General features: G+C 64.4%; 9 protein-coding genes. 6 read left to right on the top strand and 3 right to left on the bottom strand.

Translation table 11 applies throughout. From position 1 onward, the window contains the following. Positions 1–280: 280 nt before the first annotated feature. The 6 genes from ACIPSJ_RS51475 to ACIPSJ_RS51500 all read left to right on the top strand — a co-directional run bounded on the left by ACIPSJ_RS51475 (position 281) and on the right by ACIPSJ_RS51500 (position 8,827). Positions 281–1,186, top strand: a complete 906-nt coding sequence (locus ACIPSJ_RS51475) for an SDR family NAD(P)-dependent oxidoreductase (protein ID WP_401357321.1) — start codon at positions 281–283, stop codon at positions 1,184–1,186. A 641-nt stretch (positions 1,187–1,827) separates the two neighbouring features. Next, positions 1,828–3,171, top strand: coding sequence for an amidohydrolase family protein (locus tag ACIPSJ_RS51480; protein ID WP_401357323.1), 1,344 nt, complete (start codon positions 1,828–1,830; stop codon positions 3,169–3,171). Positions 3,172–3,573: 402 nt separating this feature from the next. Beyond that, a complete protein-coding gene (locus ACIPSJ_RS51485; RefSeq protein ID WP_401357326.1) occupies positions 3,574–4,821 on the top strand; it encodes a cytochrome P450 in 1,248 nt (415 codons plus the stop codon). 51 nt (positions 4,822–4,872) lie between these two features. Further along, positions 4,873–5,835 carry a phosphotriesterase gene (locus tag ACIPSJ_RS51490; protein ID WP_401357395.1) on the top strand — a complete coding sequence of 321 codons (963 nt, stop codon included), beginning with the start codon at positions 4,873–4,875 and terminating at the stop codon, positions 5,833–5,835. 29 nt (positions 5,836–5,864) lie between these two features. After that, the gene (locus ACIPSJ_RS51495; RefSeq protein ID WP_401357328.1) at positions 5,865–6,272 is read left to right on the top strand and encodes a nuclear transport factor 2 family protein; all 408 of its coding nucleotides are present in this window, start codon (positions 5,865–5,867) and stop codon (positions 6,270–6,272) included. A gap of 1,391 nt (positions 6,273–7,663) precedes the next feature. Then, positions 7,664–8,827: an ISAs1 family transposase gene (locus ACIPSJ_RS51500; RefSeq protein ID WP_401357330.1), complete on the top strand. Its 1,164-nt coding sequence runs from the start codon at positions 7,664–7,666 to the stop codon at positions 8,825–8,827. A gap of 105 nt (positions 8,828–8,932) precedes the next feature. On the opposite strand, the gene ACIPSJ_RS51505 is transcribed toward ACIPSJ_RS51500, so the two are convergent. The 3 genes from ACIPSJ_RS51505 to ACIPSJ_RS51515 form a co-directional block, all read right to left on the bottom strand. Then, positions 8,933–11,509, bottom strand: a complete 2,577-nt coding sequence (locus ACIPSJ_RS51505; protein WP_401357332.1) for a CaiB/BaiF CoA transferase family protein — start codon at positions 11,507–11,509, stop codon at positions 8,933–8,935. A gap of 95 nt (positions 11,510–11,604) precedes the next feature. Further along, positions 11,605–12,711: an alkene reductase gene (locus ACIPSJ_RS51510; protein ID WP_401357334.1), complete on the bottom strand. Its 1,107-nt coding sequence runs from the start codon at positions 12,709–12,711 to the stop codon at positions 11,605–11,607. Between the two features lie 388 nt (positions 12,712–13,099). Then, positions 13,100–13,978, bottom strand: a complete 879-nt coding sequence (locus tag ACIPSJ_RS51515; RefSeq protein ID WP_401357337.1) for an SDR family NAD(P)-dependent oxidoreductase — start codon at positions 13,976–13,978, stop codon at positions 13,100–13,102. Positions 13,979–14,481: the final 503 nt, after the last annotated feature.

Genomic DNA, 14,481 nt, shown 5'->3' on the forward strand with positions numbered 1-14,481 from the left:
CGGCTCGGAGTGACACCGACTTCCGCACCAGGTGGCCATGAGGGGAACTTCACCGAGCCAGCGGGTCTTGCCCAGGCCTTGCTCAAGGCCTGAAAGTCCGCAGCCCAGTACGGCGGCCGAGACGGCTGATGGTTGACGATTCACTGCTTTCGCGCCCGCGAGCCAACTAAACATGTCGATCGGTCTGGTTTGCTAACCAGTCCGCTGGTGTTCACCGATGCGATGCGCGGGTTGACGAGGCCTATCTGCGACGCGGAGTACGTCGCGAACACTGCGAAGGATGCTGATGGACGAGTTGCGGTTCGATGGCAAGGCGGCTCTGGTGACCGGGGTCGGGGCCAGCGGCAGCATAGGTCGGGAGCACGCGATCGAGTTGGCTCGGCGGGGCGCGTCCGTCGTTGTCAACGACGTCGCGAGCCGCGACGGCTATCCCATCGCGCAAGCTCTCGTGGACGAGATCACGGCCGAAGGCGGCACCGCTCACGCCTACGTCGGCAGCGTGGCGACGGAGGACGGCGCCCGCGACGCGGTACGACGCACGGTGGAACTTCTTGGTGCCATCGACATTCTCGTCAACAACGCGGGCAACGTCCACAACGGCGTAGTCGGCACGATGAGTACCGCAGACTTCGACGCGGATGTGCAACTGAACCTGATGGGGCCGTTCTGGACGATGAGCGAGGCTCTGCCGCAGATGCGGGCGCGTGGCTACGGCCGGATCGTCAACACGACGTCGGCCTCGGGGGCTTTCGGATCCTTCCGAAGCCCGGGCTACGCGGCGGCGAAGGCGGGCGTCATCGGCCTGACGCGAGCCGTGGCGCTCGACAACCCGGACTGGGATCTGAAGGTCAACGCGGTGGCTCCACTCGCAGCGAGCCCTCGATCGAGGGACTGGTTCGAGTCCTTGGACAACATCGATGCGGGCCTACTGCGCCCCGAGCTGATCGCACCCCCGGTTGCGTACCTGTGCCACGAGCAATGCGACGTCAATGGTTCGGTCCTGTCGGTGGGTGCCGGTCGGGTTGCCATCGTGTTCACGGGTACCGTGCCGGGCTATCTGAATCGCGACCTGACCGCCGAGGACATCTCGCTGCACCTCGATCAGGTCCTCGACCGGCGGGACTACGAGGTCCCGGGCAGTCAGCTCGAGCAGTACCCGCTGTTCGGCATCATGACCGACCGGTAGCCGTCACACGCGACCCATGGGCAAACTCGGGCGACCGGACCTCGCACAGTCTGCGAGGCCGGGTCGTCTCGCCTGCGATTGCGCATTCGTTAGCTGTGCGGTGAGGCCAAGTGCTCGCAAGATCGCCTCTGGCGCCGCGCCGCGACTCCTGTCGGCGCTCGAGCGTCGGAACGTCCCACGCCGCAGTAAGCCCAGAAGCCGCCGAGCGAATGAGAGTTGAACAAATGGTGCCGGAAGCCTTCGCGGTGGTGTCGGCGCCGAAAGTGCCGCCGCCCAGCATCGAGTACACCACGCTCGTAAGGCCTCCAGACACAAGTGATAACGGCGGCCTGGTTCGCCGGCCGCCCAGGAGCGAGGCCGGCGAGACCGCTGGGCTCGAGTCAGCGCAAGTAGGCATCCAGCGTCGCGTCTTACGCTTGCCGACGCAGTCCAGCCGAGAACGACTGAGAACGGAGTTCGCGACCGCACCGATAGGGGCTAGCGGAAAGGGGACAAACAGACTAGCCTGTTCGCAATGTGGTCCGCGCCACATCTGCTCGCCGAGCACTGTGCTCGAGAGCGACGTCTTCGAGCACTACGGGGGCACCAGGGCAGTCCAACGCCCGTCCGAACCGCCATGACTCGAAAGGGAACGATCGTCGATGACCGCTCAGATCTCGTTCGACGCGAACCCCTCCGGTAGTGCCGAGAACGCCGCAGGGCTCGACGCCGCTGCCCTCGTCATCTCGTCCGACGGGCACGCGTCGGCTGCAATGAGGTCCTACAAGGACTACTTGCCCGCGAAGTTGCACGAGGAATTCGCGGACTTCTGTGCGCTGTGGGACGACAAAGGCGGGCTTCCGTCCGAGACGCGCTCCCTCGTCATGCAGTTCGACCCCGAAGAACTCGAGCGCTGGGATCAAGAGATCGTCGAACCCGGCCGTATCGCCGGCTACGGGAACATGTCCGCCCGGCTGACCGAGCTCGACCGGCAGGGCATCGCCGCCGAGGTGCTGTTCCCCGACTTCGGCCGCCCGTTCGAGATCAAGCCATTGATTGCTCGACTCCTGGGATACTCGCCCCGGCAAGAGCTGATCGACGCTGGAAACCGTGCCTACAACCGGTGGCTAGCCGAATTCTGCAGCCAAGCCCCCGAACGCTTCGCGCCGTTGGCCGCCGTGAGCTTCAGCGATGTCGACGAGACCGTCGCAGAGATCCGTTGGGCTCACGCCGCCGGGCTTCGTGGAATCGTGCTGCCCTGCTTCGACGACGCAGTGCCGCTGTTCGATCGCCGCTTCGACCCGGTGTGGGCGACGCTGGCCGAACTGGGCATGCCGGCGAACTGCCACATCGCTATTTCGTCGGTAACCACGCACGCACCGGCGTTGCCCGAGTTGCCGCATCCCACCGTTGCAGCCCGGGTGCACGTTCCCCGCATCCTGTTCTTCGCCCACCAGATGCTCGGGCACTTCATCTGGGGTGGAGTCCTTGAGCGGCACCCCGACCTGCAGGTCGCCTTCACCGAGATGGGCTCGGACTGGGTGGTGCCCGAGCTGAGGTCGATGGACTACGTGCTCGAGGGCAGCTGGGCCCGCAGGGATATCCGCGAGATCATCAGCCTTCGGCCCTCGGAGTACTGGCAGCGCCAGTGCCACCTCGGATCCTCCATCTTCTCGCGGGCAGAAATCGAGGCGCGAGGAGAGATCGGCCTGGACAAGATGATGCTGGGTATGGACTTTCCGCACCATGAAGGAACCTGGGCGGGCGCACCAAACGCAACAACGCTCGACTATCTGCAGGCCACCCTCGGCGCGGCTCAGGTGCCGGTCGGCGAGGCCCGGCAACTTTTGTCCGGCAACGCGTCCGCCCTGTGGAAGTTCGACACCGATCACCTGCAGCACGTCGCGGATCGCATCGGCCCCACGATGCGTGATGTCTTGTCGGTGCCGGACGTCGACCGGTTCCCGCGAGGCGACGTCCACAAGCCGAACAGTGCCGCTGTCTGAGGCTCGTCTTCGGCTCCGTCGAGCATTATCTTCGGCCATCTGAATCGTCCCGATCACGGTCCACAGCCGTTCCGCCTCGATTCGCGATTGCACCCCACGCAACGGTGCCGACGCCGACGAACACACGGTGGAGGTGCTGGCCGAACACACTGGGGCTGTTGGCCGACACCCCCACGGCCTGCTCACCTGAGACGACAGGCCACCGACCGTCACCTCAGGGTTGGGCGATCCATGCCTGACGATGACGTCACGAGCGTTTGATGACGAGATCAGATCTTACGTACAGCGCGGTCACGGCCTCACAGCGGACCGTCCGGGGATTCGCAACGCGATGAACCGCCATGGTGCTGGAGCAGGCAGCACTACAGCACAGGCGGTTTTGCACCGCCGAAAGGGAGTGCAATGACGAGAACTGCCGAGGACATCTTCTGCGTCGATCGTCCGGAACTGTATGACGCCGAAACGAGTGGTCCGCTTCTCGCTCGTATGCGTCGGGACTTTCCCGTTTTGAGATACGAGCGTGCGAATGTGTGGGTGCTGAGCCGATATGACGACATCAAGTCTGCGCTGTCGTCCCGGACCCAGTATTCTTCCGCCAAGGGTACGTTCCTCAACGACGCCATGAACAGTGCTGGCCTCGACGGCGAGAGTGTGGCCAACTCGTTCTTCCCGGACGGTGCGGAGTTCGTTCTCACGCTCGACCCGCCCCGTCATGGAGACGTGCGCAAGTTGATGACGCCAGCTTTCGCTGCAAGAGTCATTGCTGCGATGGAGCCGGATGTACGCGCCGTGTGCCGACAGATCATCTCGAAGATCGAACCCGGTGAACCTCTGGACTTCATTCGGGATGCGGCTCGGCTCCTGCCGATCCACGTGGTGTCCCAACTGTTGGGTATCCCTCCAGCCGAGATTGACGTCGACCGGTTGCAGTTGTGGAGCGATGAGCTCATGAAGTCCGGCGCAGCGCTGAGCCGCGAGGAGTTCGACATCGCGCGCGCCAACACCATGGACATGCGCCGGTATTTCTTGGACCTGGTCAACCGCAAGCGCGCTGCACCAGGCGGCGATGACCTGCTGAGCACGTTGACAGAAGCCCAGCTGGACTCCAAGCCTCTAAGTGAGGCCAACATCCTGATGCTGGCTATGACCACGCTCGTTGCCGGAAACACGACAACTCGCGCTCTCGTGGCAGGCAGCATTTTCAACTTCGCTACACACCCCGAGCAGGCAGCGTTGCTGGTCGAAGACCTTGGTCTGGCCCGGCAGACTGTCGAAGAGACGCTTCGCTATACACCGGCGTTGCCGGGCTTCATGCGAACCGCTGCCGAGGATGTCCAGGTGCGCGGGCAGCGCATAGCGGCCGGAGACTTCGTGTATCTGCTGCTGTTTGCCGGTAATCGCGACGAGCAGTACTGGACGGACGGAGACCGATTCGACATCTCTCGGCCGGCCAAGCCGGCGGTGCTGACGTTCGGGCATGGCGCGCACTTGTGTATTGGAGCGGCTCTCGCGCGTCTCGAGGCACGCTGTTTCCTCGAGGAGCTGTTCGCAAGGTTCAAAGGTGTCCGCTTCGCGGGCGCGCCGAAGCGCTACGCGTCGTTCCTGGAGTACACCTGGACCTCGCTTCCTGTCGTGTTCGACGCGCGCTGACAACTGGGCTCAGGTCACAATCCGAACGGTGGAGGAGAAGTCTTGGCCGAGGTGCAAACCGTCAGGGGCCCCCTACGGACCGAGTTGATCGGCACGACGCTGATGCACGAACATGTGTTCGTGGCGGACGAAGAGTTGCGTTACAACTACCCGGAGCATTGGGAAGGTGAGGACATCCGTGTCGAGGAAGCCGTCGTCCGCCTGAAGGAGTTGAAGTCTCGGGGTGTCGACACCATAGTCGACTGCACCGTGATCGGGCTCGGTCGCAATGTCGAGCGCGTCGCGCGCGTAAACGAACAAGTTGACATCAATATCATCCCGGCCACGGGGATGTACACGTACAACGAGTTGCCCATGTCGCTGCACTTGTTCGGCCCAGGCACCTTGTGGGGAGGCGATGAGCCAATGGTGGACATGTTCGTCCGCGACATCACCGAGGGCATTGCCGACACGGGTATCAAGGCGGCTTTTCTCAAATGCGCCATCGAGGACAGACTGACTCCCGGCGTTGAACGGGTCATGAAGGCTGTGGCTGAGACCCACAAGCGCACCGGTGCGCCGATCACTGTGCACACGAGCACTGTGCACCGCACCGGCTTGGTAGCGCTCGAGGTATTTCGCAAAGAGGGAGTGAACCTGTCGCAAGTCGTTGTCGGGCACACCGGCGACACCACAGACTTCGACTACCTGCACGAGCTGCTCGATTCCGGTGCCTACCTCGGCATGGATCGCTTCGGGCTGGACCTCCTACTGCCTACCGATGACCGCGTACGCACCGTTGCTGCACTCGTCGAACAGGGTTTCGCTGATCAGCTCGTGCTCGCTCACGATGCGGCTTGCCACCTCGACTACTTCCCTCCGGGCATGCTCGCCGAACGCGCCCCGAACTGGCATCTCACGTTCATCCACGACACCGTATTGCCTGCATTGCGCGACGCGGGGGTTAGCGAGGCTCAGCTGACAACGATGCTGGTCGATAATCCGCGGCGGTATTTCAAGCCCGGTCAGGGCTGACCCTCGATACTCGAACTAGGAGCACGACAGTGACGTCGGTAGCCGAAGACAGGAACGAGATCGCGCAACTGCTGTACCGCTACGCGAACTCCATCGACCGGTTCAGCGCCGGCGCGGAGTTGGATGACTGGATCGCCACCTTCACGGACGACGGAGTTCACGAGTTCGCGGGCGTCGAGCACGTTGGACGAGAAGAACTCACAGTGCTCGCTGAACAGGTGCGCGGGATCCGCCACTTCATCCTCAACCCGGAGATCGACGTGGACGGCGACAAGGCCACAGTGCGCGCGGTGCAGATGGTCTACCAGGGGCTGAAGCTCGGCGCTATCACGTGGCACGACGATGACGTTGTGCGCACGCGGGACGGGTGGCGGTTCTCCCGGGTCCGGGTTGCGCGAACAGTCGGCGGAATTCTCGATGCCGACAATCTGGCGTAGCCAGCCAGTTCCCGCGCGAACAGGCGCGATGCGGCCGTTGCCGCCGCCGATTTCATGCGGCAAACCAGTTGCGAAACGATCGTTCTGTATGCCGGAGCTGGAGGTTCGCTAGCCGGGTGGCCTATCAAGGGATGAATACACCTTTGCCGACGTCTGTGCCTCGGACAACCTATAAGCGTCGCTGCCCCCTGGCAGGCTCCAGCGCTCCGTGAACAGGGCATCGACGTCGATGCCTCGCTCCACAACAAAGCGTGCACAGTCCGCCATGGCAGCAATCGACAAGGTCAACGACGCAATGCCTGTCACCTGCTTGTAAAGGCGCGGTCAGCTGCGCCGCACCGCACGTCACGTTCGCACCGGGCACGCGATGGAGTTGGTAGACGGCCTTCGACTTCACGACCGTGGCCGGGCGACCGGCCGAATCCTGTTCGGACTGAAGCCCGGGAAGGAAGTTGACTTCACCAGCTACGTGTTCGGCCCGGCCCATGTACTAGGCCGCATTGGCGAGAGCGAGTTCGAGGCGATGCCGTCCCTTGCCGAGGACGGTCTGGTGAGTTCGGCTTTGGCGCGTGCACGTTCCGGCGCCCAGCAGGAGAGATCGAGACTAGATCACGTCTTCGCGTCGCAACTCGTCGACCTCCGCTTCGGTGTAGTCGGTGACTCGGCTGAGCACGTCGGCTGTATCTTCGTCGTAGTTTGGACGTCCAGGTGCGAGAACCGGCGCCCTCCTACCAGGGTCCCTTGCATGATCGAGGTCTGTCCGGATTCATCCAGTGATGCCGAGGGCAGCCAGGGATCCTGGGGGCCGAGGTGCGAACGCCAGAACGAATATGGCGAGTATCTTGATCGTGCTTTTCGTGGTGCGCCCAATCTTTCGAGGGGACTTTCAGACACTACATGCGAACGGACTCCGGGAGATTTCCGTCCTTAACGAACTTCCCAGTACCCACGATATGCAGGCAGTTGGGAGTCCATTCATCGGCGTACACATCTACCACCTCGCCACCGTCCGTGGACTGGTGGGAAAATGCCCGCGTGTCTTCGTGATTTTCGCACCAGGCGCGAGGGTCGTTCATGACAACTCCTCTTTGACGATGGAGAAGGGGCTATGCAGTTTTACGGGAAAATCTCGATGATTTCGGGGAACTTCCTTTGAGCCTTCTTGGAGCTGTCGCAAGAATATACAGCAGCCTTGTGACCCAGGGGCCGTTGCATCAGAGGCCGCTGCATGATCACGTTTCGTCCGGAGTGCCGTGCTGGCCCCTCCTTGGAGGGGCCAGCACGGTTCGGGCAGGGGGCGGACGCAGTGCGGGCACGGTCTCAGTGATCATGTGAGTGTCGAAGTCCCATGAACACCTGGCGAGTCCGTGCCTGCTCCTGCATCTTCTCCCATGCCCACCGCGCTGACCCAACTGGGCCGGACTGCCGCGCCGGTCCCGCTGGCGGACGCGGTCGCACTGTCCGGCTTCCTGGACCTGGTCCCCGACCCGCGAGGCGTCCGCGGCCGCCGCTACCGGCTGTCCGCCCTCGTCTCCGCAGCCGCGGCGAGTGTCCTGGCCGGTGCCCGCTCGCTCACCGCGATCACGGAATGGATCGGCGACGTCCCTGCGTGGGCCTGCCGGGTTCTCGGCTTGCCCACCGACCCGCTCTCCGGCACCGTGTCCGTCCCGCACCCCCACACCCTGCGCCGTCTGCTCGTCCAGCTCGACGGCGACGCTCTGGACCGGGCGATCGGCGCCTTCCTCACCGCCCGCGCCGCCCCGGCCGGCCCCGGACTGCGGGCGATCGCCGTTGACGGCAAGGCTCTGCGCGGCTCGCGCACCCACGTCACCGGGCACGTCACCCTGCTCGCCGCGATGGACCACACCGGTCACGTCCTGGCCCAGCGCCAGGTCGCCGACAAGAGCAACGAGATCCCCGCCTTCCGGCCCCTGCTGGACAGCGTCGACCTGACCGGCACGGTCATCACCGCCGACGCACTGCACACCCAGCACGCTCACGGCACCTACCTTCGCGAGCGAGGTGCCCACTACATCGCCCAGGTCAAGGCCAACCATCCCGGCCTCTTCGACCGCGTCCGCCGCCTGCCCCGGCGCGAGGTCAGGCTCGACCACCACGACCGCACGCGGGCCCATCACCGCCTGGAGATCCGGCGGCTGAAGACCGCCGCCTTCTCCCACCTCGACTACCCCGACGCACGCCAGGCCCTCCAAGTCGTGCGCTGGAGGAAGGACTTCGCCAGCGGCAAGCTCACCATCGAGCGCGTCTACCTGATCACCAGCCTGCCGCCCGGCGCGGTTACCGGCGCCCAGCTCGCCGACTGGATCAGAGGGCACTGGAAGATCGAAAATCTTCTGCACCACGTCCGCGACCGCACGTTCCGCGAGGACGACTCCAAGATCCATGTCGGCCATCTCCCGCGCGTCATGGCCGGCCTGCGCAACCTCGCCATCGGCGTCCACCGTCAGGACGGCCACGCCAACATTGCCGCCGCCCTACGTCACACCGCTCGCGACTGGCGAAGGCCCCTGGCCGCCCTCGGCATGACCGGATGAATCCGGACAGATCTCGATCATGCAAGGGACCCTGCCTCATCGACGGCCTTCTCGCCAAGACCCGTCTCGACTTCCAACCGCCGTAACCCCAGCCATTGAAGATCTCTAGATCACTTCCTCGCGTCGCAACTCGTCGATCTCCGCGTCGGTGTAGCCGAGGACTCGGCTGAGCACGTCGGCTGTATCCTCGCCGTAGTTCGGCCCGTTCCGGTCCATCAGCCCGCCGGTGTAAGGCGGGGTCTCACTGAAGCGAACCGGGTGTGTCTTGACCGGCCATATGCCGTTCTCTGTCTGCGGCAGCTCGATCTGCCACCCGAGGTGGGCGAGTTGCGGGTCGATCTCGACCCGGTCTTGTGCGTCCTGCGCCACTCCGGCTGGTACTCCTGCGGCCTGCAGCGCATACATCAACTCGTAGCGATCCCGCTTCTCGGTCTCGCTGCCGAGAAGACGATCCAGCTCGTCTTGATTCGCCAACCGGCCAGCGAGCGTGGCGTACCTCGAGTCGCTTGCCCAATCCGGGTTGCCCAGCACGTCGACGGCGGCTTTCCACTCCTCCTCGGTGAAGACCGAGATCGCCACCCAACGGTCCTCACCGAGAGCCGGGTAGATCCCGTGCGGTGACGCCTGTTTGAGCGGATTTCGGTTGCCATAGCGCTGCCATGATCGGCCGTTGACCGAGTAGTCCAGCACGGCGGTTCCGGTCAGATAGAGGCCGGCCTCGACTTGGGAGGCGTCCACGTAAGTGCCCTCACCCGTCACGCTACGGCGATACAGAGCCGCCAGGATCGCTGTGGTCATGTTGTACGCGCCGAACCAGTCGAGGTACGAGTAGCCGATCCCGGCCGGCGGCCACGGCGATGGGAATCCCGACATCTCGGTCAATCCTGAGAATGCCTGCGCAGGGGGGCCGAAGGACTTCGCTCGACCGTAGGTGCCCAGTTGGCCGAGTCCGGACTGCTGGACGTAGATGATGCTCGGATTCAGCTCTTTGAGCCTCTCGTAGCCGAATCCCATTCGCTCCATCGTGCCCGGCGAATACCCCTCGATCACCACGTCCGCGTCACGGATCAGGTCTTCCAGGATCTTCTTTCCCCGGCCGTCCTTCAGGTTGAGCGACATCGCCAGCTTGCCAGCGTTGATCTCCATGAAGTTCGCCGACTGATTGAAGCTCGTCTGCTCCCGGATGTCCACCGGCTCTGTTGCCGCGTCGCGTGCGGCTCGACCGCCCTCCGGGTAGAGCACGAGCGTGTACCGCATTCCGTCGAGATGCGATTGGTGCTCGACCTTGATTACCTCTGCGCCGAATGACGCGAGGAACCGTCCGGCGCCGGCGGACGCGAGCATCCACGACAGGTCGACAACCCGCAGCCCAGCCAGGGCGAACGGCTTTCCGAGCTTCGACAGCGGTGCTTCGCCTCGTGCAGGCAGCTCATGGACCAGCGTGTGACCGAGCGGGGCCGCCCCCCAGTCGCGTGCGACCTCGTCGTTGTGCTCGCCGAGCAGCGGGGCGCGTCTGTCGGTCTTCCAGCTCGCTTGCTGCGACACCCAGCGCGCGCCCACATAGGTGAACGACGTACCGAGCTCTGGGTGCTCGACCTGCGTGAAACTGCCGCGCACCTTCCAGTGCTCGTCGTCCAGGTTTTCCTCAGGCCTGCGCACTGGCGCCCACGGAAGGCCCGCATCGAGCATCTCCCGCCACAGTTCCTTGTTCCAGGTGAACCGCGCCACCAGCTTGTCGATGACGTCGGCGACCCGCCACTGGTTCGGAATCCGGTAGTCCGGGTCCTCCCACTTCGGGTCATCCAGATCCGCCTGCATCCCGTACTTGCGCAACTTCGCGATATCCGTGGGCCAGCTATTGCGGAAGTTGCGGACATAGGTGCCGTATGGCAGCAGGTACCGTCCGTCCTTCGTCGGCGCCAGTGTGCGCACCGAGAGCTTCTCGTTCGAGTGGCGCCCAGTCTGGCGATGCTGAGCCCGGCGAAGCACTACCCAGTTAGGAATGTCCAGCTCGGTGTTGGCAGCGTTGGCCTGGTGCACCGAGGCGGTCAACACCTGCCCCTTTCCTGTCCGCAGGCGGTAGGACAGGGCTGTGAGCAGCGAAATGACGGTGAACTCGCCAGCGACGTGGTAGGCCTGCCACATCTGCGGGGCCACCGGCGGCGTGTCGTACTGGAGGGATGGGTCCGGGTCGTAGCCGGAGTTCATTGCCATGCCCCCGAGGGCGAGATGAACCAGGTCGCTGCCGGCGAACGTGGACCAGGGCCCGTCCGCGCCGAACGGGGTCACCCGGACGTAGATCAGGTCGGGATTGTGCTCGACCAGGGACTCGTAGTCCAGTCCGCGTGCCGCCATGTACCCGGCGGGACGCGCATCGAGAACCACGTCTGCCGCATTCGACAGAGCGAGGAAGTCCTTCCTACCGCCCTCTGAGTCCAGATCCAGCGCAACGCCGCGTTTGCCGAGATTGTAGTGCCAGAAATACAGGCTCTGATTGGGGTCCTGCTGGTCCAGGTAGAAGGGGCCGTACTGCCGGGTCTGCTCGCCGTCCTGCGGCTCGACCTTCACGACGTCCGCGCCCAGTCCGGCCAGCAGTTTGCCCGCGTACTCGCAGAGCTCGTTGCCGAGTTCCAACACACGCAAGCCTTCGAGATACGTGCCTGAAAACGATGCTTGGCTCACGGTAGAGACTCCTTCAACCCAGGCGGTAAACATCACAAGCGTGGCCGCGGAACCGACGTGCACGGCCCCGCAGGAGGACCCGGCGTGCAGGCCCGTCAGCTCTGCTGAAAGTTCGAATAGTCGGTGAATCCGACATCGGTGCCGCCGAAGAAGTGGCTTCGCTCCGCGTCGCGAAGCGGCCACCCCTCGCGGAATCGCGCTGGCAGGTCCGGGTTGGCAATGAAGGGGCGCCCGAACGCGATCAGGTCGGCCCAGCCGGCTTCCAACGCTGCCTCGGCCCGACTCAACGTGTACTTCCCCGCGAACATCAGGGTGCCGCTGAAGACAAGGCGCAGTGCCTCCTTGAACGCCGTAGGCATGTCTGGCACGTCTTCCTGATCAGGCTCAGCGATGTGGAGATAGGCGACGCCCAACTCGTCCAACACCTTGGCAGCTCCGAGGTAGGTCGCGAGCGGAGTGTCGTCGACCAAGCCTCGGTGACTTGCAAGCGGTGACAGCCTGACGCCCACGCGGTGGCGGCCGACCACTCCGATCACCGCCTCGGTGACTTCGCGCAGGAAACGCAAGCGGTTGGGCAGCGATCCACCGTAGTCGTCGCTTCGGGTGTTGGCCTGGGAGTCGATGAACTGAGTGATCAGGTAGCCGTTTGCCCCATGGATCTCGACCCCGTCGAAGCCGGCCTTGAGCGCGTTCGATGCCGCGTCAGCGAAGTCCTGGGCGACGGACGCGATCTCGTCCTTCAGCAGAGCACGCGGCTCGGAGTGCTGGACGAACTCGCCGCTACCGTGCTGCGGACCACGTCCGTCGGGGTCGATGTAGACCTTCACACCGGGGGAAACGAGCGCTGAGGAAGACACCGGCGCTGCATCGTCGGGTTGCAGCGACGTGTGCGAGATCCGACCGACGTGCCACAGCTGGGCGAACATCCGTCCCCCGGCGGCGTGGACCGCGTCGGTCACCAGCCGCCAGCCCGCCACCTGCTCCTCGTTATGGAGACCAGGAGTCCAGGCGAATCCCTGACCCTGCTGAGAGATCTGGGTGCCCTCACTGATGATCAGGCCGGCAGATGCCCGCTGCGCGTAGTACTCGGCCATCAGCGGCGTCGGGACGTTGCCGTCCGCTGCGCGAGAACGCGTCATCGGTGCCATGACGATTCGATTCGGCAGGCTCAGTTCGCCCAGTCCGTACGGAGTAAAAATCATCTGTGGTCAAGCCCTCTCAACCAGATCCGAATAATCCACCAACACCTGCTCCGGTATGCAGCCCGCGGAGCGATCCAGTTGCGCGCGACCCGTTTCCAGGGAGCCGGGCAGAGGAATCCGCCGCGGACGCGGCCACCACGCACGGATTTTCTCGAGCGAAGGACGCGATCGCTCTCGGGCGGCAGTGGAGCTTCTGAGAACAGGTTAGTCTGTTTGTCTGGCGGGGGCTAGCGCCCGTTCCGCCATCGGGTCCCGTTGGGTCGTCCACGTGACGGGGACCGATGCTGTGATGGCGGCTGCAGAGCCGACGCGAACTACTCGATGGCGCGCGCGACGGGAGCGATGCCCGCGATCTGCGAGCAAAGGCTCCAGGCGGCGCGCCGGGGGACTATGGAGTCGCGGCAGCGCTCGCAGCCGGGGTCATAGCCACTTCTTCGGCGCCGCTGAGCGGCGTCACCCAATCGGTCGCGGAGAGGATCTCGGGCATTGCAGCCGCGACATCTTCGACACTGGGTATCCCGCCTGGCTTCCACCCCTCGGTGACCGCGATGCGAACGCGAGCGAGTCGTCCGCCACCGACGGAGAAGATCTCGTGCGTGCTCGTGCACTCCGTCGACGCCAGGTAGCAGACAAGTGCAGCGACCTCGTCGGGCGAGTACGAGGCCGCCAGGTCCTCGAACATGGATGCCGTCTGCCGCGTCGCCGCGATAGGGGCGATGACATTCGACGTAATGTTCCGCTTCGCGCCTTCGATCGCCAGAACGTTGGCGAGTCCCACGAGCCCCATCTTGGCCGCCGCGTAGTTCGCTTGTCCGAAGTTGCCGAACAGGCCGACGTTGGAGCTCGTGAAGATCAACCGTCCATAGTTCTGAGCCTGCATCTGCCGGAATACCGGCTGCGTGACGTAGAACGCGCCCTTCAGCTGGGTGTCCAGGACCAGATCGAGCTCATCGTTCGACAACTTCGCGAAACTGCGGTCCCGCAGAGTTCCGGCGTTGTTGACAAGCACATCCACACGACCGAACCGCTCCAGAGCAGTAGCGTAGATTTCGTCGCCGCCCGCCGGAGTCGAGACGGAGGAGTAGTTCGCCGCTGCCGAGCCGCCAGCGGCAACGATCTCGCTGACGACGGCGTCGGCCGCATGCGGTTCGAGGTCGTTGACGACAACGGATGCTCCGCGGCGGGCCATCTCGAGGGCGTGTGCTCTGCCGAGACCGTTGCCGGCGCCGGTCACTACGGCAACTTGCCCCTCAAAAGTGATCGCCACTACACACACCTCTCGCGCCAGTTGCGAACAGATCGTTCTGCACACAGTAAGCTGATGGCGCTGGGCGATGTCAACCTGCCCCTCGACTTTTGTCGATCGGGATGGATCGTTAGCCAGCGGTGACTCAGGCTCGCTGAACGGGGCGAGGGTGCGGTGCTTGGCGTCGGGCGGGTCGTGTCCCGCCTGCGCGCACCGCATGACGAGGGTCGTGCGGTGCGCGCAGGCCGAAGGGGGCGATCTGCTCGGCCGCCCGGTGGGTGCGGTTCTCGGACTGCCTGGGGCGGCACTGTGCGGGATTCCGCGAAGGCGCCACCTCGATCGCCCGGTGCAAGGCGTGCCGGGTGATCGAGGTGGGCGGCGCCAACGCAGCTCGGACAGGACGACGGCATTGGCGCAGCCGCACCGCGTGACCTGGGTGGGGGAGTAGCGGACCCGTGAAACGCCTCCGTGACCTTGGGTGCTCGATGCTTACGCCACGAGGGCGTGTCCTTGTTCGAGGCGCT

The sequence above is a fragment of the Streptomyces sp. NPDC090088 genome (genome assembly GCF_044747345.1).
Classification (GTDB): domain Bacteria; phylum Actinomycetota; class Actinomycetes; order Streptomycetales; family Streptomycetaceae; genus Streptomyces.